22 protein-coding genes and 1 tRNA gene are annotated in these 24889 nt (G+C 57.2%); 10 read left to right on the plus strand and 13 right to left on the minus strand.

The features are described from left to right. The first annotated feature begins 240 nt into the window (after window positions 1-240). Window positions 241-1293 carry a LacI family transcriptional regulator gene (locus GH784_RS26070; protein ID WP_019566256.1) on the plus strand — a complete coding sequence of 351 codons (1053 nt, stop codon included), beginning with the start codon at window positions 241-243 and terminating at the stop codon, window positions 1291-1293. Window positions 1294-1314: 21 nt separating this feature from the next. On the opposite strand, the gene znuA is transcribed toward GH784_RS26070, so the two are convergent. Continuing rightward, complete coding sequence (gene znuA, locus GH784_RS26075; protein WP_065702502.1) at window positions 1315-2301, minus strand: zinc ABC transporter substrate-binding protein ZnuA; 987 nt, start codon at window positions 2299-2301, stop codon at window positions 1315-1317. A 104-nt stretch (window positions 2302-2405) separates the two neighbouring features. Between znuA and znuC the strand changes: the two genes are divergently transcribed. From znuC to zur, 3 genes are read left to right on the plus strand one after another with little or no spacing between them, the layout of a single operon-like run. Further along, complete coding sequence (znuC, locus tag GH784_RS26080) at window positions 2406-3323, plus strand: zinc ABC transporter ATP-binding protein ZnuC (protein ID WP_065702503.1); 918 nt, start codon at window positions 2406-2408, stop codon at window positions 3321-3323. After that, a complete protein-coding gene (gene znuB, locus GH784_RS26085; protein WP_025593461.1) occupies window positions 3316-4134 on the plus strand; it encodes a zinc ABC transporter permease subunit ZnuB in 819 nt (272 codons plus the stop codon). The genes znuC and znuB overlap by 8 nt, the downstream gene beginning before the upstream one ends. Continuing rightward, window positions 4131-4535, plus strand: a complete 405-nt coding sequence (gene zur / locus GH784_RS26090) for a zinc uptake transcriptional repressor Zur (RefSeq protein WP_025593459.1) — start codon at window positions 4131-4133, stop codon at window positions 4533-4535. Before znuB ends, zur begins: the two co-directional genes overlap by 4 nt. A gap of 39 nt (window positions 4536-4574) precedes the next feature. Here the strand turns inward: zur and GH784_RS26095 are convergent, their stop codons facing one another. The 4 genes from GH784_RS26095 to GH784_RS26110 all read right to left on the minus strand — a co-directional run bounded on the left by GH784_RS26095 (window position 4575) and on the right by GH784_RS26110 (window position 8304). Continuing rightward, window positions 4575-5108, minus strand: a complete 534-nt coding sequence (locus tag GH784_RS26095) for a gamma carbonic anhydrase family protein (RefSeq protein WP_013636159.1) — start codon at window positions 5106-5108, stop codon at window positions 4575-4577. A gap of 37 nt (window positions 5109-5145) precedes the next feature. Further along, window positions 5146-5835, minus strand: coding sequence for a fumarylacetoacetate hydrolase family protein (locus GH784_RS26100; protein WP_065702504.1), 690 nt, complete (start codon window positions 5833-5835; stop codon window positions 5146-5148). Between the two features lie 347 nt (window positions 5836-6182). After that, window positions 6183-6677, minus strand: a complete 495-nt coding sequence (locus GH784_RS26105) for a YciE/YciF ferroxidase family protein (protein ID WP_003515270.1) — start codon at window positions 6675-6677, stop codon at window positions 6183-6185. 370 nt (window positions 6678-7047) lie between these two features. Then, window positions 7048-8304, minus strand: coding sequence for a TylF/MycF/NovP-related O-methyltransferase (locus GH784_RS26110; RefSeq protein WP_236761502.1), 1257 nt, complete (start codon window positions 8302-8304; stop codon window positions 7048-7050). 560 nt (window positions 8305-8864) lie between these two features. Between GH784_RS26110 and dusA the strand changes: the two genes are divergently transcribed. After that, window positions 8865-9881, plus strand: a complete 1017-nt coding sequence (gene dusA / locus GH784_RS26115; protein ID WP_083211500.1) for a tRNA dihydrouridine(20/20a) synthase DusA — start codon at window positions 8865-8867, stop codon at window positions 9879-9881. 5 nt (window positions 9882-9886) lie between these two features. Here dusA and GH784_RS26120 read toward each other — a convergent pair whose 3' ends face one another. Further along, window positions 9887-10687 (minus strand): DUF72 domain-containing protein, encoded by an 801-nt coding sequence (locus tag GH784_RS26120; RefSeq protein WP_065702507.1) that lies wholly within the window; start codon window positions 10685-10687, stop codon window positions 9887-9889. Between the two features lie 55 nt (window positions 10688-10742). Further along, the gene (uvrA, locus tag GH784_RS26125; protein ID WP_003515263.1) at window positions 10743-13664 is read right to left on the minus strand and encodes an excinuclease ABC subunit UvrA; all 2922 of its coding nucleotides are present in this window, start codon (window positions 13662-13664) and stop codon (window positions 10743-10745) included. 265 nt (window positions 13665-13929) lie between these two features. On the opposite strand from uvrA, the gene GH784_RS26130 reads away from it, so the two are divergent. Then, on the plus strand, window positions 13930-14505 hold the full coding sequence (locus tag GH784_RS26130; protein ID WP_003515262.1) for a single-stranded DNA-binding protein: 576 nt from the start codon (window positions 13930-13932) through the stop codon (window positions 14503-14505). 65 nt (window positions 14506-14570) lie between these two features. Here the strand turns inward: GH784_RS26130 and GH784_RS26135 are convergent, their stop codons facing one another. Further along, the gene (locus GH784_RS26135; RefSeq protein ID WP_065702508.1) at window positions 14571-15719 is read right to left on the minus strand and encodes an HPP family protein; all 1149 of its coding nucleotides are present in this window, start codon (window positions 15717-15719) and stop codon (window positions 14571-14573) included. Between the two features lie 123 nt (window positions 15720-15842). Beyond that, window positions 15843-16472, minus strand: coding sequence for a MarC family protein (locus tag GH784_RS26140; RefSeq protein WP_065702509.1), 630 nt, complete (start codon window positions 16470-16472; stop codon window positions 15843-15845). A gap of 217 nt (window positions 16473-16689) precedes the next feature. Between GH784_RS26140 and gyrA the strand changes: the two genes are divergently transcribed. Further along, a complete protein-coding gene (gene gyrA / locus GH784_RS26145) occupies window positions 16690-19482 on the plus strand; it encodes a DNA gyrase subunit A (protein WP_025593447.1) in 2793 nt (930 codons plus the stop codon). A 94-nt stretch (window positions 19483-19576) separates the two neighbouring features. Here the strand turns inward: gyrA and GH784_RS26150 are convergent, their stop codons facing one another. The 3 genes from GH784_RS26150 to GH784_RS26160 all read right to left on the minus strand — a co-directional run bounded on the left by GH784_RS26150 (window position 19577) and on the right by GH784_RS26160 (window position 22295). Continuing rightward, a complete protein-coding gene (locus GH784_RS26150; protein ID WP_003515258.1) occupies window positions 19577-19837 on the minus strand; it encodes a hypothetical protein in 261 nt (86 codons plus the stop codon). An 84-nt stretch (window positions 19838-19921) separates the two neighbouring features. After that, window positions 19922-21436 (minus strand): D-alanyl-D-alanine carboxypeptidase family protein, encoded by a 1515-nt coding sequence (locus GH784_RS26155; protein ID WP_003515257.1) that lies wholly within the window; start codon window positions 21434-21436, stop codon window positions 19922-19924. Window positions 21437-21584: 148 nt separating this feature from the next. Further along, entirely contained in the window at window positions 21585-22295 is a 711-nt protein-coding gene (locus GH784_RS26160; protein ID WP_153793972.1) for a hypothetical protein, read from the minus strand. Window positions 22296-22432: 137 nt separating this feature from the next. Here GH784_RS26160 and GH784_RS26165 point away from each other — a divergent pair, with 137 nt between their 5' ends. The 3 genes from GH784_RS26165 (at window position 22433) to GH784_RS26180 (ending at window position 23613) form a co-directional block, all read left to right on the plus strand. Further along, window positions 22433-22696: a hypothetical protein gene (locus GH784_RS26165; protein ID WP_003515255.1), complete on the plus strand. Its 264-nt coding sequence runs from the start codon at window positions 22433-22435 to the stop codon at window positions 22694-22696. Window positions 22697-22711: 15 nt separating this feature from the next. Beyond that, entirely contained in the window at window positions 22712-22939 is a 228-nt protein-coding gene (locus GH784_RS26170; protein WP_065702511.1) for a hypothetical protein, read from the plus strand. A gap of 584 nt (window positions 22940-23523) precedes the next feature. After that, a tRNA-Ser gene (locus tag GH784_RS26180) sits at window positions 23524-23613 on the plus strand. A 210-nt stretch (window positions 23614-23823) separates the two neighbouring features. Here the strand turns inward: GH784_RS26180 and GH784_RS26185 are convergent. Next, a partial coding sequence (locus GH784_RS26185) for an acyltransferase family protein (protein WP_246670500.1) occupies window positions 23824-24889 on the minus strand: 1066 nt, incomplete at its 5' end.

The following is a 24889-nucleotide window of genomic DNA, read 5'->3' on the forward strand; positions in this document are numbered from 1 at the left end:
ATTAATTATTGATACTATTTAATCTAGTATCTTGGCGTTGTTTTTCTCTTGAGCGGAAGTTTCGCGAGCGCGTAAGGTCGGTAATCAGGGATAAGCCCGTTCGATATTTTTCACGACCTACATCGTTATAGCCAAAGGCCCGAAGACTGGATCGGGTGTGATGGCGACCGGCGACGTTTGCCTTTGCAAGAAACAAAAAGCTATCTATGATTATTGTTCTGCAAAGCGTGGCGAAATGACATGAACGATACTGGTAATTCCGGCAGGGACGAAGCGAAGGCGACAACGGGCGAGCGCCCGACCTTGAAGACCATCGCCTACATGACGGGTCTTGGCATCACCACCGTGTCACGCGCGCTGAAGGATGCGCCTGACATCGGCGCGGAAACCAAGGAGCGCGTGCGGCTGATTGCCCAGCAGATCGGTTACCAGCCGAACCGAGCTGGTGTGCGCCTTCGCACCGGCAAGACCAATGTGATCGCGCTGGTGCTGAGCGTCGACGAGGAATTGATGGGCTTCACCAGCCAGATGGTATTCGGCATCACCGAGGTTCTTGCGACGACGCAATATCACCTCGTCGTTACCCCTCACACCCACGCCAAGGATTCCATGGTGCCGATCCGCTACATTCTCGAAACCGGTTCGGCGGACGGGGTCATTATCTCCAAAATCGAGCCGAACGATCCGCGCGTCCGTTTCATGACGGAGCGCAAAATGCCCTTCGTTACCCATGGGCGGTCCGACATGGGCATTGAGCACGCCTATCACGATTTCGATAACGAGGCTTATGCCTATGAGGCCGTGGAGCGGCTGGCGCAATGTGGGCGAAAGAGGATCGCCATCATCGTGCCTCCATCGCGGTTTGCGTTCCACGACCACGCCCGCAAGGGGTTCACCCGCGGTATCAGGGATTTCGGCGTTTCCGAATTCCCGTTGGATGCCATCACCATCGAGACGCCGCTCGACAAGATCCGCGATTTCGGCAAGCGCCTGATGCAATCAGACGATCGCCCTGACGGCATTGTCTCCATCAGCGGCAGCAGCACGATTGCGCTTGTGGCGGGGTTTGAGGCAGCCGGTGTCAGGATCGGCAAGGATATCGATATCGTGTCGAAACAGTCCGCCGAATTCCTGAACTGGATCCAGCCGCAAATCCACACAGTCAACGAGGACATCAAGCTTGCGGGCAGGGAGCTTGCCAAGGCTCTGCTGGCACGCATCAACGGTGCGCCGCCAGAAACGCTGCAAAGCATCAGCCGCCCGGTCTGGTCCTCAATGGCGCCGAAGCCTTGATAGAAGGAACGCCTGTTCGGATCAGGACAGGCAATCCTTCAGCGAGCCGGCGATGCCGCGCATCATCTTGAAGTATAGATCGGGACCCGGTTCAAGCGTGGCCGCTTCGGGATCGAGCGTCGCAGACTTTGCCGCCGTGCCTTCGGTTATGACGGAGATCAGTTTCGGCGCGAATTGCGGTTCGGCAAAAACGCAGGTCGCGCCAAGTTGGCGAACCTTTTCCTGCATCTCCCTGACGCGATCGGCACCGGGCAGGGTTTCGGGGCTGACGGTGATCGATCCCGCCGTTTTTACGCCGTAGCGATGCTCGAAATATTGATAGGCATCGTGGAAGACGATGAAGGGCTTGTCCTTTACAGGCTTGACCGTTTCGGCAATTTCGCTGTCGAGCGCATCGAGATCGTCGATCAGTTTTTTTGTATTGGCCTGATAGGTTTCCGCATTGCCGGCATCGGCGGCAATCAGCGCGGTTTCTATCGTCTGGGCCATGGCCTTGGCATTGGCCGGATCGAGCCACAGATGAGTGTCGTACGCGCCGTGTTCATGGTCGCCGTCATCGTGCGCATGATCATGAGCATGAGCGTCTTCGCTGTCCGAATGGCCGGCATGTTCTCCATGGGCCTCCTCGCCATCGTCATGCGCCTCGAAAGGGCCGCCTTCGCGGAAGGGAAGCTTTTCCAGCCCCTTGGCATCTTCCAGTTCGACCACTGTTGCCTTGCTGGTCAACGCCTCCAGTGGCTTCTGCAGAAATGCCTCCAGTCCAGGCCCGACCCAGAAGACCAGATCGGCCTTTTCCAGCGTGCGGGCATTGGAAGGCCGCAGATTATAGGTGTGCGGTGAGGCTGCGCCGTCGACAATGAGTTGCGGTTCGCCCACGCCACGCATGATTGCCGCGACGAGGGAATGGACAGGCTTGATCGAGACCACGACATTTGGGGCGGCGGTGGCGCCGGAGGCGGCCGCCGCTATTGCTACCGATGCCATGAGCGGGATCACGAACGATCTCATGAAATGCACTCCACTTGAAGAAGTATAGTTATGTTATTACATTTATTGCGTAACTCTATAACGTATGCGATAGCGGTAAGCAACATCGCCGATCGGACAATCCCATGCTTCATTCCGCCCATGCGGGCAAAGAGATACTGGTGTCACTTTCCAATGCCGGCGTGCAGCGCAACGGTCGCTGGCTCGTGCGCGGCGTGGAGTTTTCCGTCAGCAAGGGTGAGATCGTCACGTTGATCGGGCCGAACGGTTCGGGCAAATCAACCAGCGCGAAAATGGCGATCGGGGTCTTGAAGCCGAGCGAGGGCGCGGTATCGCGCATTGCCGGTCTGAGGGTCGGGTATGTGCCGCAGAAGCTTTCGGTCGACTGGACCATGCCGCTTTCTGTGCGCCGGTTGATGACGCTGACCGGGCCGCTTCCCGCGCGCGAAATCGACGCGGCGCTGAACGCCACGGGTATCGCGCATCTGGCAAACGCGGAGGTGCAGCATCTTTCTGGCGGAGAGTTCCAGCGGGCACTTCTTGCCCGCGCCATTGCGCGCAAGCCCGATCTGCTGGTTCTCGACGAGCCTGTGCAGGGAGTTGATTTCTCCGGGGAGATCGCGCTTTATGATTTGATAAAAAATATAAGGAATTCAAACAATTGTGGAATTCTGTTAATCTCGCATGACCTGCATGTGGTCATGGCGGAAACCGATACCGTAATATGCCTGAACGGTCATGTCTGCTGCCGGGGAACGCCGCAGGCGGTGAGCCAGAGCCCGGAATATATGCGGCTTTTCGGTGGGTCGGCCGCTAAGGCGCTTGCCGTTTACAGCCACCATCACGACCACACCCATCTGCCCGATGGCCGGGTGCAGCACGCGGATGGTTCGGTGACCGAACATTGCCACCCCGATGATGGCCATCATCATGCGCATGAGCAGCATCACGACCATAATCATGACCACGGGGACTGCGGCTGCGCCCACGAGCATGACGGACACGCCACTTCAAGCCACCAGCAGGGAGAGCGGCATGTTTGACGATTTCTTTGTTCGCGCCATGATCGCCGGCATCGGTGTTGCGCTCACCGCCGGGCCTCTTGGCTGCTTCGTTGTGTGGCGGCGCATGGCCTATTTCGGCGATACGATGGCCCATTCGGCACTGCTTGGCGTTGCGCTGTCGCTGCTGTTGCAGATCAACCTCATCGTCAGCGTCTTTCTTGTAGCCTCGGCGGTTTCGATCCTGCTGATTTTCCTGCAACGGCGGCAGGCGCTTTCCGCCGATGCGCTCCTCGGCATACTCTCTCATTCGGCGCTGGCGATCGGTCTCGTCATCGTTGCCTTCATGAGCTGGGTGCGCATCGATCTCGTCTCCTTCCTGTTCGGGGATATTCTGGCCGTTACCCGCAGCGATATCGCGCTGATCTGGGGCGGCGGGCTGGTGGTGCTGGTTTCCATGGTGTTCCTGTGGCGGTCTCTGCTGGCCTCCACAGTCAATACCGAGTTGGCCGAGGCCGAGGGGTTGAACCCGGAACGCGCCAAGCTCATCTTCACGCTGTTGATGGCGCTGGTGATCGCCATCGCCATGAAGGTGGTCGGCATCATGTTGATCACATCGCTGCTCATCATACCGGCGGCGACAGCCAGACGTTTTTCTTCCACCCCTGAGGTGATGGCTGTGGTCGCGTCTGTGATTGGAGCGGTTGCCGTCGTTGGCGGCCTGTTCGGATCGCTGAGTTACGACACGCCATCAGGACCGTCCATCGTGGTTGCCGCCGTGATCCTGTTCGTTATAAGCCTGTTGCCGGCACCGGGTTTTTCCCGCTCCGCAGATGAAGGAGGCAAGTCATGAATGCGCAGAACCTTACCAAAAACCAGTCGCTGGTCATGAATGCCTTGTCGAATGCGCATGCGCCTCTCAGCGCCTATGTGATCCTCGACAAGCTGCGCGATGATGGTTTTCGCGCGCCGCTGCAGGTCTACCGGGCGTTGGAAAAGCTGGTGGAATATGGTCTCGTGCACCGGCTTGAAAGTCTCAACGCCTTTGTTGCCTGCACCCATACGCAAGCCGAATGCTGCTCGCATCATCATGGCACCGTCGCCTTTGCCATTTGCGAATCCTGCGGCCAGGTGAACGAGTTCCACGATCACGAGATCGACCATCGCCTCGAGCGCTGGGTCAAGGACAGCAAGTTCAAGGCGGAAAAGACCACTATCGAAATTCGTGGTCTGTGTGCCGCCTGCGCGGGGTAACACTGTTTGGCGACAGCGGGCGTTCTTGCCCGCCATCCGTCATTCTTCGATGACTTCCAGATCCTTCGAAAAACGCTTCCAGTTTTCGATGTAATTTTCCGCCGAGCGGCGGATGCTGGCGACGGCCTCGTCATCCAGCGTTCGGACGGCACGCGCCGGCGATCCGACGATCAGGGAATTGTCTGGAAACTCCTTGCCCTCCGTCACCAGCGCATTGGCGCCGACCAGGCAGTTGCGGCCGATCTTTGCGCCGTTGAGGATCGTTGCGCCCATGCCGACGAGCGAATTGTCGCCGATGGTGCAGCCGTGGATGATGGCGTGGTGGCCGATAGTGCACATTTCGCCGATCGTGGCGGCAAAACCGAGATCGCTGTGCACCATCACGCCGTCCTGAATATTGGTGCCGCGACCTATGCTGATTGGATCATTATCGCCGCGCAGCGTCGCGCCGAACCAGATGCCGACATCCTCGGCAAGTATCACCGAGCCAATGACATTCGCATCGGGTGCGACCCAGTAGCGATCCGTGGCGGGGGTCTGAGGCACCCGATCTGCGAGGCGATAAAGCGGCATGGCGGTTCTCTCCCTTTGGATTATGCGCCGAAAGCGATCAGGCGACCGTAACGGACAGGGTGCCGACACCGTCTACACCACACTCGATCCGATCGCCGCGCACAATGGGGCCGACGCCTGCGGGCGTGCCGGTCATGATGACATCCCCAGCGGCAAGCGTGAACAGCTTGGAAAGCTCGGCAATCACTTCCGGCACTTTCCAGATCATCTGCGCAAGATCGCCTGTCTGCTTGCGCTCACCATTGACATCGAGCCAGATCGCACCGGTCGACGGATGGCCGATCTTGTCTGCGGGAACGATGGCGGAGACCGGCGCGGAATATTCGAACGCTTTTGCGCCCTCCCACGAGCGTCCCATCTTCTTCAAACCATCCTGAAGGTCGCGGCGTGTCATATCGATGCCAACCGCGTAACCCCAGACGTGGCCCAGCGCATCGCTTGCCAGAATATCCGTACCGCCGCTTTTCAACACCACGACGCATTCGACTTCGTAATGCACGTTCGACGACAGCGAAGGGTAGGGGAAATCCTGACCCGCAGGCAGAAGGTTGTCCGGATTTTTCTGGAAATAAAACGGCGGTTCCCTTGAAGGATCGTGGCCCATCTCGATGGCGTGATCGGCATAATTGCGGCCGACACAATAGACCCGCCGCACGGGGAACATCTCGTTTGTGCCCTCTACAGGCAGAAGAACGGGTTCTGGAACTGGAATGACGGTGGCGGCCATGGGATTTCCTGTCGTCTTTTTTAGAACTGCAAGTCTTGTCCCGCGATTCCTGGGCGATTTCCAGTTCAAAATGACCGCAGCCGTAAAGAGGTAGTTCCGGTACAGACAAGCGCTTGCAAACGGCGAAAAAATCTTAGCCTTGGCACCCGATGATCGAATTTGGTCAGTGAAAATAGCAGCTCTTACAGGTCTCTCGATTCGGGGGTAACAAGTTGTGAAATGTAGGCTCGCGTCGAGGATGCAGTAAGGTGGGCTCAAGATGAGACTTGAAGGAGGGGTAGGGCTCGCGTTTTAAGTGTTCATAAAAGTAAGGTCTCCCAAATTGGGGAGACCTTCGCAAACGCGAGTTACGCAGCTTTCTTGGCGGCGGACGTCTTATTGATGGCCGTCACCGCAAGGTTAGTCAGCTTGTTGTTGGTTGCTTTCTCCTGGTCGAGGATTTCGCTTAGAATTTTGTGGGCTTCATCGTGGCCGAGATCCTTCGCCCATTCGCGGAGCGAACCATAGCGGGCGATCTCGTAGTGCTCGACTGCCTGGCAGGCCGCCAAGAGGCCAGCGTCGAGCGCAGTTCCTTCTGCCTCCTCCATGAGACCTTCGGCCTCCTTGATCAAGCCCTCAATGGCGTCGCACTTTTCCCCGGAGGCTTTCTTGCCAATGGATTTAAAGACCTGGTCAAGCTTCTTGATCTGATCCCTGGTCTCTGCAAGGTGATCCTCGGCGGCCTTCTTTAGTTCGGCACTTTTGGCTGCCTTCGCGACTTTGGGCAACGCTTTCGTTATAGCGTTCTCCGCGTAGTAGACGTCCTGCAATGTGTGCTCGAAAATGTCCGCAAGTGTTTTCATGGGATTCCTCCGGTTTGTTGATTACCATTTAGACAACGCGCAGTTGCGGGCTTAGTTCCCTTCCCGTCACTACCTGGTAGCCGAAACACAAAGACAATCACATATTCGCGCCCGACCTCCTTGTTAGACGAATTCCCGGCTGGCCGACCGAACTTAATCTTCTTTTGCGGCAGGAGCAGGTGGGTACCGCCAGCGACCAGACGATCGTTCAGAGGCCGAGTTCTCCGCCCTGATATATGTGCGAGTTTGCAAGACGATCGCTCGGAAAACTCAATCGTTGATCATTGCTTGCCGGTAGCGTACCCCGTCAGAAAAGCCAGCGGCAAAAAAGACCCGAGACCTTCTCGAAATGGGGCAATGGCCAGTTTCTCTACTCAACCTCTATCTTCAATTTGTGAATCGCAAGTCCAAGTGGACGCGTATCCTCACTAGATGGCTTCAGGGAATGTGGAGATGTAAAAAACTCGGGTCTAAATTCGAAGAAGATTGTCGGGGGAGATTCATCATTCTGGTCCCTTTGCAGCAAGTGTAAAGGAATGATCAATTCCCGATCGCCACGTTTATTTTTGGATGTAAATTTCCACTCGGCAACATTGGTACCATCGACCAGAACGGCAACAGTCTGCTCTATCTGTCTGCCAAGTAAGAGAGCATCGACATCAAATATTAGTCTAATGGCCGTTTCCGGTACGAATGGAATTATCAAGGACATCGTATGGCGTTCGCCCAGGCCCCAGACGCCCCAGTCTTCAACGTCCGCCCATCCGTCTTTCAAATAAGTCTTTAAAAGTCGGGGGGGAACCCAGGCTCCTACCGACAAATCATGAAGTCGCTTAATTCGCCAATTGTTGAATTTATCGGAGGATGCCCGTGCCTTTCGCACTATCGCACTGCCGCCGCTGTCCGCTAATGGTATCAAACATTCAGGCTTGTCTGAAAAGAACTCGTCAGCTGCATTCTCGGCGCCGTCCCAGTGCAAGCTCGAATAATCATGGACAATGATAAACCCACCTTCGACCATTCTTGGGTAGAAATAGTTCAGCGCACTCATCATCGGATTGTAAAGGTCGCAATCAAGATGAACGACGGAAAACGTTAGGTTGTCCGGAATTTGCGTAGCCGACTCTGGAAAATACCCTTTTACGTAGACGACATTGTCCTCGCCTACAAATTCCCGCACCGTTTCAAGACTGGTATCGGAAAACTGCAAAGGGATCGATGAATCAATGCCCTGGATATCTTTCGGATCGAAGCCTTCGAACGTATCAAACAGATATGCAGTACGCCCCAGCGCCCTTGCGAAATTCGCTAATATATACGAAGTGTTTCCCTTATATACTCCAAGTTCAGCGATATCACCCGATATATTTTCTTTTTTTATTTGATCATATATGAGGCAAAACGTGAAGAAGCGGTTCATGTCACGTTTATGATGCTCTTCATTGTGAGTAAAGCCGCTCGACAATTCTTTGGGATCGAGCTGATCCTCTATCTTTTTGTACCTGTGAAGATTTACGGAATAGCGATGTGGAACAGTTGAGTAAAAATCAGTCGGCCATGATTTTTCAAGCTCCCCCTCACGAGAACTTTGAAACAAACTTTTCAAAAATTTCGAACCAAAACTCATCCGCGCCCCACAAAAATTAATATTACGTCGATCAGAGAATACTGGTCAGGCGATTATATAATTTCTCATTTCGGAACCGAACTTCGGTCCGACTCTATGAGCCCGAAAAGTAATCTGCATTAAGAATTGGACGACGCCCGCGCTGCTTGGCGTATTGGTACGTGTTTAGTGCCGTCTACGACCACTAATGCGCGACCTTGGGAATTGTTCCCAGAACGAGCTGAGGCTCGTGACGAGCGGCAGCATCGCCCACAATTTTTGACCTAGCGGTCGCTCGCATCGGATAGCGATAAGCGATCCGAATTCAACCGTTCAAGCCCACCAGCCTCATCGATTTCGGTCTAGAGAAACCGTGTGTGCTTCAGCATTAGGGTTGTGGTCGAATTTCTTCGCCTTGTTAAAAACTACACGCTCGCCTTTTTTTCAAAGGATCTGCGCGGTATAATCAATCGAGACGTCTATTATCTTCTCGCCGTGATAGTGACCGACAGTCATGAACATTGGTGCTGCTCAATGAAAAACTATCACAGAATTTTACCCTAGTAAGCGAGCGTAAATAGTTGAATTTCTATAAAAAAGCGGTGACATCAGGGTCTCGCATCTTTGCCGTGGCCCCGATGATCGATTGGACGGACACGAGGTGCAGATTTCTGCACCGGCAATTGTCGAAGCGTGCGCTGCTTTATACGGAAATGATCGTTGCCGACGCCATCATCCATGGCCAGCGCGACAGGTTGCTCAACTATCATACTCAGGAACATCCGGTTGCACTGCAACTCGGTGGGTCGGATCCGGTAAAGCTTTCGGAGGCGGTGCGGATCGCCAGCGATTATGGCTATGACGAGATCAACCTCAATGTCGGCTGTCCTTCGGACCGGGTGCAATCCGGCACTTTCGGCGCATGTCTGATGCGCGAGCCCGAGATTGTCGCGCAATGCGTGACGGCGATGAAGGCCGTTGCGAAGGTGCCAGTCACGGTCAAATGCCGCATCGGCGTGGACGATCAGGAGCCGGAAGCCGTGCTGCCGGATTTTCTTTCGCGGGTTGTGGCGGCGGGCGCGGATGCGGTCTGGATCCATGCGCGCAAGGCTTGGTTGCAAGGTCTTTCGCCGAAGGAAAACCGTGAAGTGCCGCCGCTCGATTACGATCTCGTCTATCGCATGAAGCGGGAAAATCCTGACATCTTCATCGGCATCAACGGCGGTATCTCCGATCTCGATCAGGCAAGCCTCCATCTGCACCATATGGACGGCGTGATGCTGGGCCGTGCGGCCTATCACAATACGTCCATCCTTGCTGATGTCGACCATCGCATTTATGGCGAAGAGGCCCGGCAAGCTGACTGGATGGGGCTGCGTGATGCGATGATGGCCTACGCCACCGACTACATCGCCGCGGGCGGGCGTCTCAACCACGTTACCCGCCACATGGTCGGCCTGTTTCAGGGCATGCCTGGCGCGCGCCGTTTCCGGCAGATCCTTTCCAGCGACGCCACACGGCCGGGCGCTGGAACCGAGGTGATCGAGGCGGCGTTCGCGGCAGTCGATTTCAATCCGGCGAAAGAAATGGCTGGCTGAGCCAGTCAGACCAATTTCTGCAATACCTGTGCGCCGTTTGGTGCATTGACCTTGCCGCCGGTGATGAAGAAAGCGAAGACATCGCGAGGGGTCTTCTCTACTTTTCTATCGGGAGCGATCAGCGGCAGGTCATCCGGAACACCGCCCGCCGCATAGGTCTTGACCCGTTTTGCCCAATGGTCAATCTCGGCCTTCGGATAACAGGTCTCGATATCATCTTCGCCCTTTTGCAGGCGGCAATAGACGAAATCGGCAGTTACGTCAGGCAGCATCGGATAATCGTAATGGTCGGCGCAGACGACCGCGACCCTGTGTTTGGCGAGAAGATCGATGAATTCCGGCACCTGAAATGTCGGGTTTCGCACTTCGACCACGTGGCGAAGGCTGATGCCGTCCTGTTTGTCGGGCAGCAATGCCAGAAACGCGCCGAAATCCTCCGCGTCGAATTTTTTAGTCGGCGCGAATTGCCAGAGAATCGGGCCGAGATGGTGGCCGAGTTCCGTCAATCCCTGCGTCAGGAACTTCGTCATGGATTCACCCGCCTCGGCCAGGACCTTGCGGTTGGTGACGAAACGGCTTGCCTTCAGGGAGAAAACGAAGTCCTCAGGCACGTCCGCCGCCCATTTGGCGAAGGTCTCGGGTTTCTGGCTACTATAATAGGTGCCGTTCACCTCGATCGCCGTCAATTGCCGGCTGGCATGTTCCAGCTGGCGTTTCTTCGGCAGTTTTTCCGGATAAAACGTGCCTTCCCACGGCTCGAAAGTCCAGCCGCCGATACCGGTGCGGATCGTGCCTGATGTCGACATATACTGTTCCTCCTCGGGCTATCGGCCTTACGTACCTTGCTGCGAAGGGCGCGGATTACTCCGCAGCCTCGCGTTTTCCGGCTGGCCGGCGTTCCAGAAGTTCCTTCAGGAAATGGCCGGTATAGGAGCGCTCGTTCTTGACGATGTCTTCCGGCGTTCCGGTTGCCACCACTTCGCCGCCGCCCGTGCCGCCTTCGGGGCCAATATCGATGATCCAGTCGGCCGTCTTGATGACTTCGAGATTGTGCTCGATTACCACGACGGAATTGCCCTGATCCACCAGCGCCTGCAGCATTTCCAGAAGCTTGTTGACGTCGTGGAAATGGAGACCCGTCGTCGGTTCATCGAGGATGTAGAGCGTGCGGCCGGTGGAGCGTTTTGACAGTTCCTTGGCGAGCTTGACGCGCTGCGCCTCGCCGCCGGAGAGCGTATTGGCCTGCTGGCCGACCTTGATGTAACCAAGGCCGACATCGAACAGCGCTTGCAGCTTGTCACGCACGGCCGGAACGGCGGCGAAGAATTCAACGCCTTCTTCCACCGTCATATCAAGCACGTCGGCAATGGACTTGCCCTTGAAGGTCACATCCAGCGTCTCGCGATTGTAACGCTTGCCGTGGCAGACGTCGCAGGTGACATAGACATCAGGCAGGAAGTGCATCTCGATCTTGATGACGCCGTCGCCCTGGCAGGCTTCGCAGCGGCCGCCCTTGACGTTGAAGGAGAAACGGCCAGGTGCATAACCGCGCGCCTTCGCCTCCGGCAGACCGGCGAACCAGTCACGGATCGGCGTGAATGCGCCGGTGTAGGTGGCGGGGTTTGATCGTGGCGTGCGGCCGATTGGCGACTGGTCGATATCGATCACCTTGTCGATGAATTCGAAACCATCGATGCGATCATGCTCGGCCGGAATTTCGCGCGCGCCCATCACGCGGCGTGCTGCCGACTTATAGAGCGTCTCGATCAGGAATGTGGATTTGCCACCACCCGACACGCCGGTAACGGCGGTGAAAACACCAAGGGGAACGGCCGCAGTCACATTCTTCAGGTTGTTGCCGCGTGCGCCAAAAACCTTGATTTCGCGGCCCTTCTTCGGCTTGCGGCGTTCTGCCGGCACGGCGACGCCGAGTTCGCCGGATAGATATTTGCCGGTCAGCGATTTCGGATTGGCCATCACCTCCTGCGGCGTGCCTTCGGCGATGACCTGACCACCGTGAATGCCGGCGGCGGGGCCGATATCGACAACGTAATCCGCCGTCAGAATGGCATCCTCGTCGTGTTCGACCACGATCACCGTATTGCCGATGTCGCGCAGGTGCTTCAGCGTATCGAGCAGGCGGGCATTGTCACGCTGATGAAGGCCGATGGACGGCTCATCCAGAACATAGAGAACGCCGGTGAGGCCGGAGCCGATCTGCGACGCAAGCCGGATGCGCTGGCTTTCTCCGCCGGAAAGCGTGCCGGAGTTGCGTGACAGGCTGAGATAATCCAGCCCGACATCGTTGAGGAATCGCAGACGTTCGCGGATTTCCTTGAGGATGCGAACCGCGATCTCGTTCTGTTTGGCGTTCAGATTTTCCGGCAGCGTCTCGAACCAGTCGCGTGCCATACGGATCGACATCTGGGTGACTTCGCCGATGTGCATTCTGTTGATCTTGACGGCGAGCGCTTCCGGCTTCAGGCGATAGCCGGCGCAGGCCGGGCAGGGGGCCGCCGACATATAACGCTCGATTTCCTCGCGCGCCCAGGCGCTGTCGGTCTCTTTCCAGCGACGCTCCAGATTGGGAACGATGCCTTCGAAATTCTTCACCGTCTTGTAGGAGCGCGCGCCGTCCTGATAGTTGAACTCGATCTTGTCGTCAGTGCCCTGAAGAATGGCGTGCTGCGCCTCTTTCGAAAGGTCCGTCCATTTGCTCGACAGCTTGAAACCGAAGGCCTTGCCCAGCGCCTCCAGCGTCTGGTTGTAATAGGGGGAAGACGACTTGGCCCAGGGGGCGATCGCGCCATCCCGCAGGGTGCGTGCAGGTTCGGGCACGATCAGGTTTTCGTCCACCTTCTGCTGCGAGCCGAGACCGTCACAGGTGGGGCAGGCGCCGAAGGGATTGTTGAAGGAGAAAAGCCGGGGCTCGATTTCCGGGATGGTGAAGCCGGAGACCGGGCAGGCGAATTTTTCCGAAAACAGCATACGCTCGTGGGTCTCATTGAGCGATTTGTTTGCGGAGCCGCCAGCCGAGGTTTCTTCCGGCGGCAGGGGCTTGTCGGCAAATTCGGCCACTGCCAACCCGTCGGCGAGCTTGAGGCAGGTCTCGAGACTGTCGGCAAGGCGTGCTGCCATATCCGGGCGCACGACGGCGCGGTCCACCACCACATCGATATCGTGTTTGTACTTCTTGTCGAGGACGGGAACGTCAGCGATCTCGTAGAACTGGCCATCCACCTTGACGCGCTGGAAGCCCTTCTTCATCAGCTCGGCGAGTTCCTTTTTATATTCGCCTTTGCGGCCGCGCACGATCGGCGCGAGAATATAAAGGCGCGTGCCTTCCTCGAAGGCAAGGATACGGTCGACCATCTGGCTGACCGTCTGGCTCTCGATCGGCAGGCCCGTCGCCGGCGAGTAGGGCACACCGACACGCGCAAACAGCAGGCGCATATAGTCGTAGATTTCCGTGACCGTGCCGACCGTGGAGCGCGGGTTCTTCGAGGTGGTTTTCTGCTCGATGGAAATCGCCGGAGAAAGCCCCTCGATGCGGTCTACATCCGGCTTCTGCATCATTTCGAGGAACTGGCGCGCATAGGCCGAGAGGCTCTCGACATAACGGCGCTGGCCCTCGGCATAGATTGTGTCGAAGGCGAGCGACGACTTGCCCGAGCCGGAGAGCCCGGTCATGACGATCAGCTTATTGCGCGGTAGATCCAGATCGATACCCTTGAGGTTATGCTCACGGGCACCACGGATGGAAATCGTCTTCAGTTCACTCATGATAAAGCTCGGACAAAATTAACAGGCCTGATGGCGGCGCGTCCTTATGTAGTGACGCAACCGGACGTGTCGAGGTTTATTCCCTATCGATCGATGGCTTTTCGGCTCACTTGACTCGAATTTCGTGATTTAATAGAACAAAAAAGGAACAAATTGCAAGTGCGAATATACTCTCTGAGAAAGTCGGGATTATTCGCTGTGGATTGTTCCCCGTTGCGGTGCCCTTTGCGGGCGGCGATGGTTATTGTGTGCGGGATTTTTTGAAATGCAATTGCCGGTCACGATGGCTGGCGGACAGGATGACGAGATGGCTGGTAGCGTAAACAAGGTAATTCTGATTGGGAACGTTGGCGCCGATCCCGAAATTCGCCGGACGCAGGACGGCCGTCCGATCGCCAATCTGCGCATCGCCACCTCAGAGACGTGGCGGGACCGCAACAGCGGCGAGCGCAAGGAAAAGACAGAATGGCACACGGTCGTCGTTTTCAACGAAGGCCTGTGCAAGGTTGTCGAACAATATGTGAAAAAGGGCGCCAAGCTCTATATCGAAGGCCAGCTGCAGACGCGCAAGTGGCAGGACCAGACCGGTAACGACCGTTACTCAACCGAAGTGGTACTGCAGGGCTTCAACTCCACGCTGACGATGCTCGACGGTCGCGGCGAAGGTGGCGGCGGCAGCCGCAGCGGTGGCGACATCGGCGGTGGAGATTATGGCAGCGGCGGCGGTAACTACGGTGGCGGTTACGACCAGCAGCCGGCGGCCCGCGGCGGTGCCTCGCGTGGCGGCAGCCAGCCTTCCGGCGGCTTCTCCAGTGACATGGACGACGATATCCCGTTCTGATCGGGACCGTGATTGACGGGGCGGGGGCCGGTCGAACCGGTTGCCCGCTTCAAGGTCGCGACGACCTATGCCGCGGCTTTGTCCGCCAGCATCGCAACCATGACATCGGACTGCGAAAGAATACCCACCATTTTGCCGTTGGCGTCGATCACCGGCAGGTAATGCAGGCCTTCCTCCGCAAAGCGGATGATTGCTTCCTCGATCGCCGTTTCCGGCTGCACGGTTCTAACAGGCGATGTCATGATATCCTTGACGGTATCGTTGGGTGCGCTTGTGCCTGAGAGAATAAGGCGCAGGCGCTGCAGGAAACCGATGGAAGGGCGGCCGTTTCTCCAGCTAGCCTTTTCAAGAAAATCCGTCTGAGTGACGATGCCAAGGATTTCGGCCCTGTCGTTGGTCACGGGCAGAGCCTTGAAATGGCGGTTGCGCATCAGTGAATGGGCGTGGCGCAGACTATCATCCGGGGCGACGCCGACCACATCGCGCGACATGACGCTGGCGCAATCGAGATGGAGGGCGCGGCGGCGCCAGGAGCGCAATTCCGTCTTGCGCAAAATCATCTCCAGCACATCGCGATCAATATCGAGAACCTCGTCATATTCCTTCAGCACCTCGTCCAGATCGGCTGAGGAAAAGCCGATTTTCTGTATCGGCGTCGGGTCTGCCGTGCCGTGGCTGGCCTTTCCCAACCTCAGGCCGTGCGGATAGGCGCGGCCGGTGGCATTGTTATAAACGAGCGCGAGGATGAGAAGGATGAGCGAGTTTCCGGCGACCGGCCAGAGAATAAAGCCATAGCCGAGACCATGCACGGCGGGACCGCCGAGAACGGCCGTCAGCGCCACCGCGCCGCTGGGCGGGTGCAGGCAGCGCAGCGCCATCATGGCAGCAATGGCAAGGCTTATGGCAAGCGCGCTGGCAAGGAAAATATCCGGAACGAGTAGAGCCACCGTCACGCCCACGAAAGCCGACACGATGTTGCCGCAGAGGATCGACCAGGGCTGCGCAAGGGGGCTGGATGGCACGGCGAATAAAAGCACCGCCGAGGCGCCCATCGGCGCGATCATGGCGGGCAGGCTAGGGTCTAAGCGGAAAGCAAGGCTGCCCAGAAGTCCGGTCAGCGAAATGCCGACGAAGGCGCCCGCCGCAGCGCGCAGCCTTTCCCGGTTACTGACGGGAGCGGCATCCGGGATGAGGCGGCGCAGCGTGGATCGCATGGAGAGAGCTTTCTGATGCGGAAAAAAGATGCGCGTCTTTTAACCGAGGCAGGAGCCGGATTCAAAGGGCGGATTTTTCGCAAATCCGGCCGGTTGCGGCATTTTGTTGTGAACCGATGGTCGTCAGAATGCGAAGGCCGATTTTATGCCGTCCACTACGAACTGCACGGAAAGCGCGGCAAGAAGGACGCCGAGCAGCCTTGTCAGGATCGCGCGGCCGGTATTGCCGAGAAAACGGTCCATGCGTTCCGAGACGATCAGGGTGGCGTAGACGAGGGCCATGGCGAAGGCGAGGATGAGAATAAGCACGACCATTTCGAGCGTCGTCTTCATCGTTCCCGCCAGGAGCACGGTCGCGGAAATGGCGCCAGGCCCGGCGATCAACGGCAAGGCGAGCGGAAAGACCGCCAGATTATGCAGATGGTCCTTTGTGATGGCGATCTCCGAGGTCTTTTCCTTGCGCTCCTGGCGTTTCTCGAAAATCATCTCGAAGGAAATCCAGAACAGCAGCAGGCCACCGGCGATGCGAAAGGCACCCAGCGAAATGCCGAGAAGGTTGAGGATGGTGAGACCGAACAGGGCGAAGATGGCGAGAATGCCGAAGGCGATGATCGAACCGCGCAGGGCCACCTGGGCGCGCTGGTCGCGCGTCACTCCAACCGTGAGTGCGAGAAATACGGGCGCGAGACCGGGCGGATCGAGCGTGACCAGAAGTGTTGTAAGCGCGTTGATGAGCGTTTCGCTGCTGGCCATTCTTTCCCCACCTGTTTTGTTTTTAGGCCGGAGCCTACGCAAGTCGTACTCGCTTTGAAAGGGAGCGGCGTCGCTTTTGCCAACCTAAATGGCGAAAAGCGGGGTATGTCTTGCAAATGACGCAAAAGACTGTTCAAAACTCGCCGGGAAATTGGCTTAACGTGGCTGTTTCCGCTATAAAAATCCATCCGATTCTTAACAGAGAATGTGATCCGTTTTGACTGACCAGAGCCCCCCCGGCGGCGGAAAACTTCCGCCAGGCATTGAACCGATTTCCATCATTGAGGAAATGCAGCGGTCCTATCTCGATTACGCCATGAGCGTTATCGTTTCCCGCGCGCTTCCCGATGTCCGTGACGGTCTGAAGCCGGTTCATCGCCGTATTCTTTACGGCATGTCCGAACTCGGCATCGACTGGAACAAGAAATACGTCAAATGCGCCCGCGTCACCGGTGACGTGATGGGTAAATTCCATCCGCACGGCAATGCGGCGATTTACGATGCGCTGGCGCGCATGGCGCAGGACTGGTCTCTGCGCCTGCCGCTGATCGACGGACAGGGTAACTTCGGCTCCATCGACGGCGATCCGCCGGCGGCCGAACGTTACACCGAGTGCCGTCTCGAAAAGGCAGCGCATTCGCTTCTCGACGATCTCGACAAGGAAACGGTGGATTTCCGCGATAACTATGACGGCACCTTGCATGAGCCGGTCGTCATTCCCGCGAAATTCCCGAACCTTCTGGTCAACGGGGCGGGCGGCATCGCCGTCGGCATGGCGACGAACATTCCGCCGCACAATCTTTCCGAAGTCATCGACGGCTGTATCGCCCTCATCGACAATCCGGCGATCGAGCTGCTTGAACTGATGCAGATCATTCCTGGCCCGGACTTCCCGACCGGCGCGCTCATCATGGGCCGTTCCGGTATTCGCTCTGCCTATGAGACGGGTCGCGGATCGGTCATCATGCGCGGCCGTGCAACCATCGAGCCGATGCGCGGCGACCGCGAGCAGATCATCATCACTGAGGTTCCCTATCAGGTGAACAAGGCGACGATGATCGAGAAGATGGCCGAACTGGTCAAGGAAAAGCGCATCGAGGGTATTTCCGATCTGCGCGACGAGTCCGACCGCCAGGGTTATCGCGTCGTCGTCGAGCTGAAGCGCGACGCCAATGCCGAAGTCATCCTGAACCAGATCTATCGCTACACGCCGCTGCAGACCTCCTTCGGCTGCAACATGGTGGCGCTGAACGGCGGCAAGCCTGAACAGATGACGTTGCTGGACATGCTGCGCGCCTTCGTGTCCTTCCGTGAGGATGTCGTCAGCCGCCGCACCAAGTATCTGCTGCGCAAGGCGCGCGACCGCGCGCATGTGTTGGTCGGTCTGGCGATCTCGGTTGCCAATATCGACGAAGTCATCCGCGTCATTCGTCATGCTCCCGATCCGGCTTCGGCCCGTGAGGAGCTGATGACGCGGCGCTGGCCGGCGCAGGATGTGGAAAGCCTGATCCGTCTCATCGACGATCCGCGCCACCGCATCAATGAAGACGGCACCTACAATCTCTCCGAAGAGCAGGCACGCGCCATTCTCGAATTGCGCCTTGCCCGCCTGACGGCGCTTGGCCGCGACGAAATCGGCGACGAGCTGAACAAGATCGGCGCGGAAATCAGCGAATATCTCGAAATCCTGTCTTCACGGCTGCGCATCATGCAGATCGTCAAGGATGAGCTTATTGCCATTCGCGACGAGTTCGGCACGCCACGCCGATCCGAGATCGTCGAAGGCGGTCCTGACATGGATGATGAAGACCTCATCTCCCGCGAAGATATGGTCGTCACCGTTTCGCATCTCGGCTACATCAAGCGCGTGCCGCTGACCACCTACCGGGCACAGCGTCGCGGCGGCAAGGGCCGTTCCGGCATGGCGACGCGCGACGAAGATTTCGTCAACCGTCTCTTTGTCGCCAATACCCATACGCCGGTGCTGTTCTTCTCCTCGCGCGGCATCGTGTACAAGGAAAAGGTCTGGCGCCTTCCGATCGGTACGCCGCAGTCGAAGGGCAAGGCCCTCATCAACATGCTGCCGCTGGAACCCGGCGAGCGCATCACCACCATCATGCCGTTGCCCGAGGACGAAACGACCTGGGAAACGCTCGATGTGATGTTCTCGACGACGCGCGGCACGGTTCGCCGCAACAAGCTCGGCGATTTCGTGCAGGTCAACCGCAACGGCAAGATCGCCATGAAGCTGGAGGAGGAGGGCGATGAAATCCTCTCCGTCGAAACCTGTACCGACCAGGATGACGTATTGCTGACGACGGCACTCGGCCAGTGCATCCGCTTCCCGGTGGACGATGTCCGCGTCTTTGCCGGCCGCAACTCGGTTGGCGTGCGCGGCATCAACATGGCCGATGGCGACCGCATCATCTCCATGACCATTGTGGGCCATGTGGAAGCTGAACCGTGGGAGCGTGCGGCCTACCTCAAGCGTTCGGCCACCGAGCGGCGTGCCGCCGGGGTCGATGAGGAAGATATCGCACTGGTTGGTGAGGAAGTCGCGGAAGAAGGCGAACTCAGCGAAGAGCGTTATCAGGAACTGAAGGCACGCGAAGAATTCGTGCTGACCGTCTCTGAAAAAGGCTACGGCAAGCGTTCTTCGTCTTACGACTTCCGCACATCGGGTCGTGGCGGCAAGGGCATCCGCGCCACCGATACCTCGAAGACGACGGAAATCGGCGAACTCGTTGCGGCTTTCCCGGTGGATGAAGGCGACCAGATCATGCTGGTTTCCGATGGCGGCCAGCTGATCCGTGTGCCGGTAAACGGCATCCGTATCGCAAGCCGCGCCACCAAGGGCGTGACGATCTTCTCCACCGCCAAGGATGAGAAGGTGGTTTCCGTGGAACGTATCAACGAGCCTGAAGGCGACGAAGAGGCGGAAAACGGCAATGGCGAAGATGTGGCAGACACTCTGCCGGATACGCCAGAGGCACCGGAGAGCGAGGCGTAAGCCGCCTCGTTTCTTCATCGTCAATCAACAAAAACCCCGCGGTGCACAGGCTCCGCGGGGTTTTTCTTTGTCTCGTCCGGTTATGTTCGGTTTGTCAGCGGATCCGGATATGGACCGGTGCACGCCCGGAGCGGCGGCCGACATGAAGGTGGATATTGGCTTCCGGCTGATTGGCACGCCAGGCGCGGGCGCCGTGCGACAGAAGCAGGCTGACGAGATCACGCGTCTTTGCCTTGGAGCGGTTAAGACCGAGATCGGCAATGCGCATTGCCGCCTCGTGAATGGGATGCAGAACCGACAGACTGCCTTGCCCGTTGCCAGACGCAATGTCCGAATAGTTCTCGTTAACTGCCATCTTGGAAAGCCTCGCTACACATTACACAATTCGAGGAGACAGGCGATGTTTCAACAAATAAGCCACCGCCTGCGCGAACGTCGATTACTGGAGTGACGCCCAGCAGCTGACGCCTTTCTTTTTCAATGCATTGCATGCATTTACCGCGGCGGCCTGGCCGTCGAAGCCGCCGAAGCGGGCGCGGTATACCTGGGAGCCTTCTCTGCTGAAGGCCACCGTGAAGGGTTTTGCGGACCGAAGGGCGGCGCCGCCTTTTTCCTGCGCATTCTGCAACAGGCCACGTGCCGAGTTTTCATCCGGCGATGCGCCAATCTGGATCACCCAACCGCCCTGCGGAGCTTCAGCCTTTGCCGAAACGGAAGGGGTGGAGGGTACAGATGCCGGCGTGGACGCGGTGACGATATTGTCCACCTTGGTCGAGTTGGTAATCAACTTGCGGTCAGGCGCGACGGCTACCTGAGAAATAGGATCCTTGCCCTTCTGCCAGGTGGCGGCTTCCATGGCCTTTACGGCCGCATTGGAAGAGGAGCCTGCAAAGGCGGTAACCGGCGCGTCCTCGTAACGGGTCTGCGGTACGGGGCCGGCATGCGGCAGGCCGGAATCTGTCGCAGCGACAGCTGCGGACGGAGCCGCGACTGCCACAGGTGGAGCAGCAACAGCCACAGCGACCGGCTCTTCGACAGGTGCCGATCTCGTCTGCGCAATCAGGTTGCTGTTGCCGCTGCGGGAGGCCTGCGGCAGGTAGGTCGCAACAAGCTTGCGCATGGTCGCGTCACGGGCAGCGCTCGAGCGGCCGCCAAGAACGACGGCGACGATGGAGCGACCGTCTAGCTGTGCCGATGTTGCAAGATTGCTTCCGGCAGCACGGGTATAACCGGTCTTGATGCCATCTACGCCGCGCACGGTTCCCACTAGACGATTGTGGTTGCCGATGACCTGCTTGCCGAAATTGAAGGTGCGCGTGGAGAAGTAGCCGTAATATTGCGGGAAATGCTGGCGAAGGGCGATGCCAAGGCGTGCCTGGTCACGCGCCGTCGTCATCTGCGCCGTGTTAGGCAGGCCGTTGGCGTTACGATAGGTCGTGCGGGTCATGCCGAGCGCACGGGCCTTGGCGGTCATCATTCTGGCAAAACGGTCTTCGGAGCCGCCGATATATTCACCGAGTGCGGTGGCCATGTCGTTGGCGGAACGGGTGACGAGCGCAAGAATTGCCTGCTCGACTGTGATGCTGCCGCCGGCGCGCACGCCGAGCTTGGAAGGAGGCTCCTTGGCGGCGTTGGCCGAAACCGGCACCTTGGAATCGAGCGAAATGCGCCCGGAATTGAGCGCCTCGAACGTAAGATAAAGCGTCATCATCTTCGTCAGCGAGGCAGGATAGCGCAGGCCATCCGGATCCTCGCCATAGAGAACCTTGCCGGTCTTGGCATCAATGACGATGCCCGCATATTTCGGGTCCGCCTGTGCGGTGCCAACGGATGTTGCGGTTATGAACGCCGCAGCAAGGGTCAACGCAACGAACCTTACCAAAGACGTCGCACCCGCTTTGCGCGAATCTGCCCCAAATAGACTTTTCAACACTGCTGAACTCTTCAATCGCATATTTCTGTTCCGCTCGGACGCGCCCCGCCCGAGTGCTCCGGGAAGAAACTTTATCGGGATGGCGTTACCAAGTGGTTTATGAAAGGTATCCACGCTCCATAAAATGCGACTTTTCGGGCGCAATCTGTCTCACGCCTTTTCACGGATTTCAGTCTTTTACGAGGCGCTGCTCGATGTAGCGTTTCACGCCTGTGTCGAGTTCTTTCCATTGTGGCAGCAAGGTTGCGGAGAATCGGTAGAACAGGCTGAGGTCCTGGCCGGCGTGGATATCCCTCTGGCAGTCGCTGCCCGTCGACGCCTGCTGGGTTTGCGGCAGAAGGCAGCGCACGACATAGTCGCTTTCGCCCTCTCGCTGCCCGGTCAATATGACTTCCTTGCCGTAACCTGCGTCGGCACGCAGGCGGTGCAGTGTGAGGCCGTGTTTCAGCGGCACAGGCTCTCCTTCCGTCAACCGGGCATAGATCGGCCCGAAACGGCCGGACATGTCCTCAGACATCGTGCTTTGCGATAGCTGGATGAAAATAAGCCCTGCTGCCTGCGCCGGATCATCGAAAACAGCGCGATTGGAGTCTTCATATCCCTTGAGATCCGGCCAGGTGAGATAAAGATCGGCCCGCTCTCGCTCTCCATCATGGCGTTCGGAAGGTACACGCAGCGTGTTTTTCGCAAGTTTCAGCCGGTCATTGCCGATTGTGATCTCCACCGCGTCGGTTGCTGTCGTGTGGCCCGCCTGAAGGATCCGCTCGCCGTACCATTTAACGCCGATATTGAGGGCAGCAACAAAGCATATAATAATGACGGCAATGATGATTGCGCGCCGTATCAGGGAGGATGAAAGCAGGGGGGCTTCGTTGTGCATGAGCTTCCGACTTGTTCTTGCCACTGGACGCGTTTTCCACACTGAAAACAGACGGGCAAAGCTTTAACCTGCGGCGATCGCCATTGAAATGCTGTTTTGCCGCTGCTACCTGATAGGGTGCAAGCAAAGGACGGCATATGGCAGCGCGCGACAGATATTCCCGGAAACTCGAATGTTCCAAATGCGGTCATCAGGGTTTTGCCGAGGTGTCGGAATCGGATGAGAAAGACCGCCGTAACCTTGATTTTCGCGTTGATGAAATGCCGCGTGGCTTCCGCACCGAGCGTGCCTCGGTCGATCCAACGGAATTCATGATCCGCTGCGGTCAGTGCGGTAACATATTCCGTTTCCTGCAAAAAACCGCCTATGCGCCGGGAGGCGAACCGCGCGTCAAGGCCTGAACGGAAGGTGCCGGGATGACTGTACCGCAACAACCCAATGGGGCGCCGCCTAGGCGCAAGCCAATCTGGCCGTGGATCATGCTGCTGGTGCTGACACTTTGCGCCATCTATTCCTACAATCGCGCCAACGAGATCATACTAGAGCTGTCCGACACGTTGCCGCCGGCGCTGCTGAACCTTTTCGAGGATATTTTCCGGGGCGGTTTTCGGCACGGCGATGGCGGACCGAGCATCGGTGTCTAAACCATAAAGCAGGTAACTCACCCCCAGCCTTTATCCGACGGTCGCAGTTTTTCGGTAGTATAAAAGAAAAAAGCCCCGCAAACGGGCGGGGCAGGTTGATCGCTCGGGGAAAGTTGGGCAATGCCCGGGAGCGATGCGGCTATATAAATGACAATATTACTGACGCGATAGGCCACTTCCGTCCCAAACAGTACGCCGACGCATAAAATTTGCTCAAGCAGGAAGAATTTAGGAATATCAACTGTCCAAATCTGTCAGGCAACTTGACAGGAGGTCGTTTTATTCTTCGATTGCCTCGAATTGCACATATTCGCGCCTAACATAACGGGACATGAGCAGACGCATGGATAAATCCGGAATCTTCTTCGTGGCGCTTTTATTGGTGCTTGTGGCAATCGTGCTGAGTCTGGCGCTATTCCACTCGCCTCAGCAAAGTCCGGCACTTCCTTCGGGCGAGGGGTCTCTGCTGCCGCCGGCAACGACACAAGGACAATGAGTTGCTGACGGATGCGAAGAGGCTGTGCGCGCGTGCGCCATCGGGATTGACGGCCTTTTTCAAAACGCTATAAAGCCTCACCACCGATGGATGGGTGTCCGAGTGGTTTAAGGAACCGGTCTTGAAAACCGGCGTGCGTGAGAGCGTACCGTGGGTTCGAATCCCACCCCATCTGCCACTTTTGTTTCGCATATGTTCTCATTGGCCCTTGCGCGGCTCCCGTCGCAGCAGGTTCCAAACCCTGCGACCACGATCCTCTTATCGTCCAGCGCGTGCTTATCACTGAGGGATTGCCGCCGAAGGGACTGCTTGCGGTCTGAGATGGCATCCTCATTTCGCGATATTGTCACAGTTCCACCCGTTGTCGATCGGCATCGCTACGTGTGGCCTAAGCGGTGGCACTTATTGTCCGATGCTCCTGTGCCGCCGGCTTGAGACGCTTGGCCAAAGGCCGCTCGACAAATCTCTCGAAGACATAAGCCGCGGCAACGACTATCAGGGGGAAAGTCAGCCAAAGCGTTAAGTACGCGCCATCCGTCCTATCTAGACCAGCAATTCTTCTGATGATTGGGAAATAGACGTAGATCATCGGAACGTGCAGCAAATAGATTGCGAAAGATAGACGCCCGAGGGCATGCATGAGCCTCCCACTGCGTAGATCAGAACATAGTAACACTAGCCCCGACGTCAGCAGCAAGATGATAGTGTCTGCTATGGCTCCTGACGATGAATGCGCGACGATTAACGCAAAGATTACCAAGAAAATGGCGCGCGTGCCCCGATTTTTTATGTGCAGCGATCCAATCGCCAGTGAAAAATGGCCTAATATCGCCCCGTAGAAAAAAAGCGGTATGGCGCGAACAAGAGCCAAGTGCTCATGTAAGTGCGCAATCGACTTTCCTAATAAAACAAAAACGACGATCGCCGCTGCAGACAACCAAAAAGTAGCTCCCACCAAGATATGGTGCGGACTGCCAACCTTTGGGAAATAGGGAATGGAAAAGGCATAGATCGCGTAGCAGACTAAGAGTGCAGACAGCGTCCACGTGGGTACGTTCCAAGCCTGATCCGTAAAAATAAAACTATTAGTCAGGAATAGTTGCGACACGAATGCGGAGGGCGCAAAAAATGAAGGGTCGTTAGTTGTAAATCCAGCCGCCTTTGTGAGCAGAAAGTAACATAGAAAGAGCATCATGATTATTGCGTGTGGTGGCCACAAGCGAAGTAATCGACCCCTCATGAAATCACCGGGAGAAAGTTTTTTCGATTGGAGTTTTTCTTTATATGCTATTGCTATGATGAAACCCGACAAGATTATAAAGAAGTCGGTTCCGATCCAGCCTTTGTGGAAAATTGGAGAGACCACCCGCAAATCCCACGGTGAAACCACCAGCATGTGATAGACAACAATATACAATGAAACCAAAAATCTAAGTGCTGACATAATAATTACC

This window comes from Agrobacterium tumefaciens (assembly GCF_009649785.1).
GTDB lineage: Bacteria > Pseudomonadota > Alphaproteobacteria > Rhizobiales > Rhizobiaceae > Agrobacterium > Agrobacterium tumefaciens.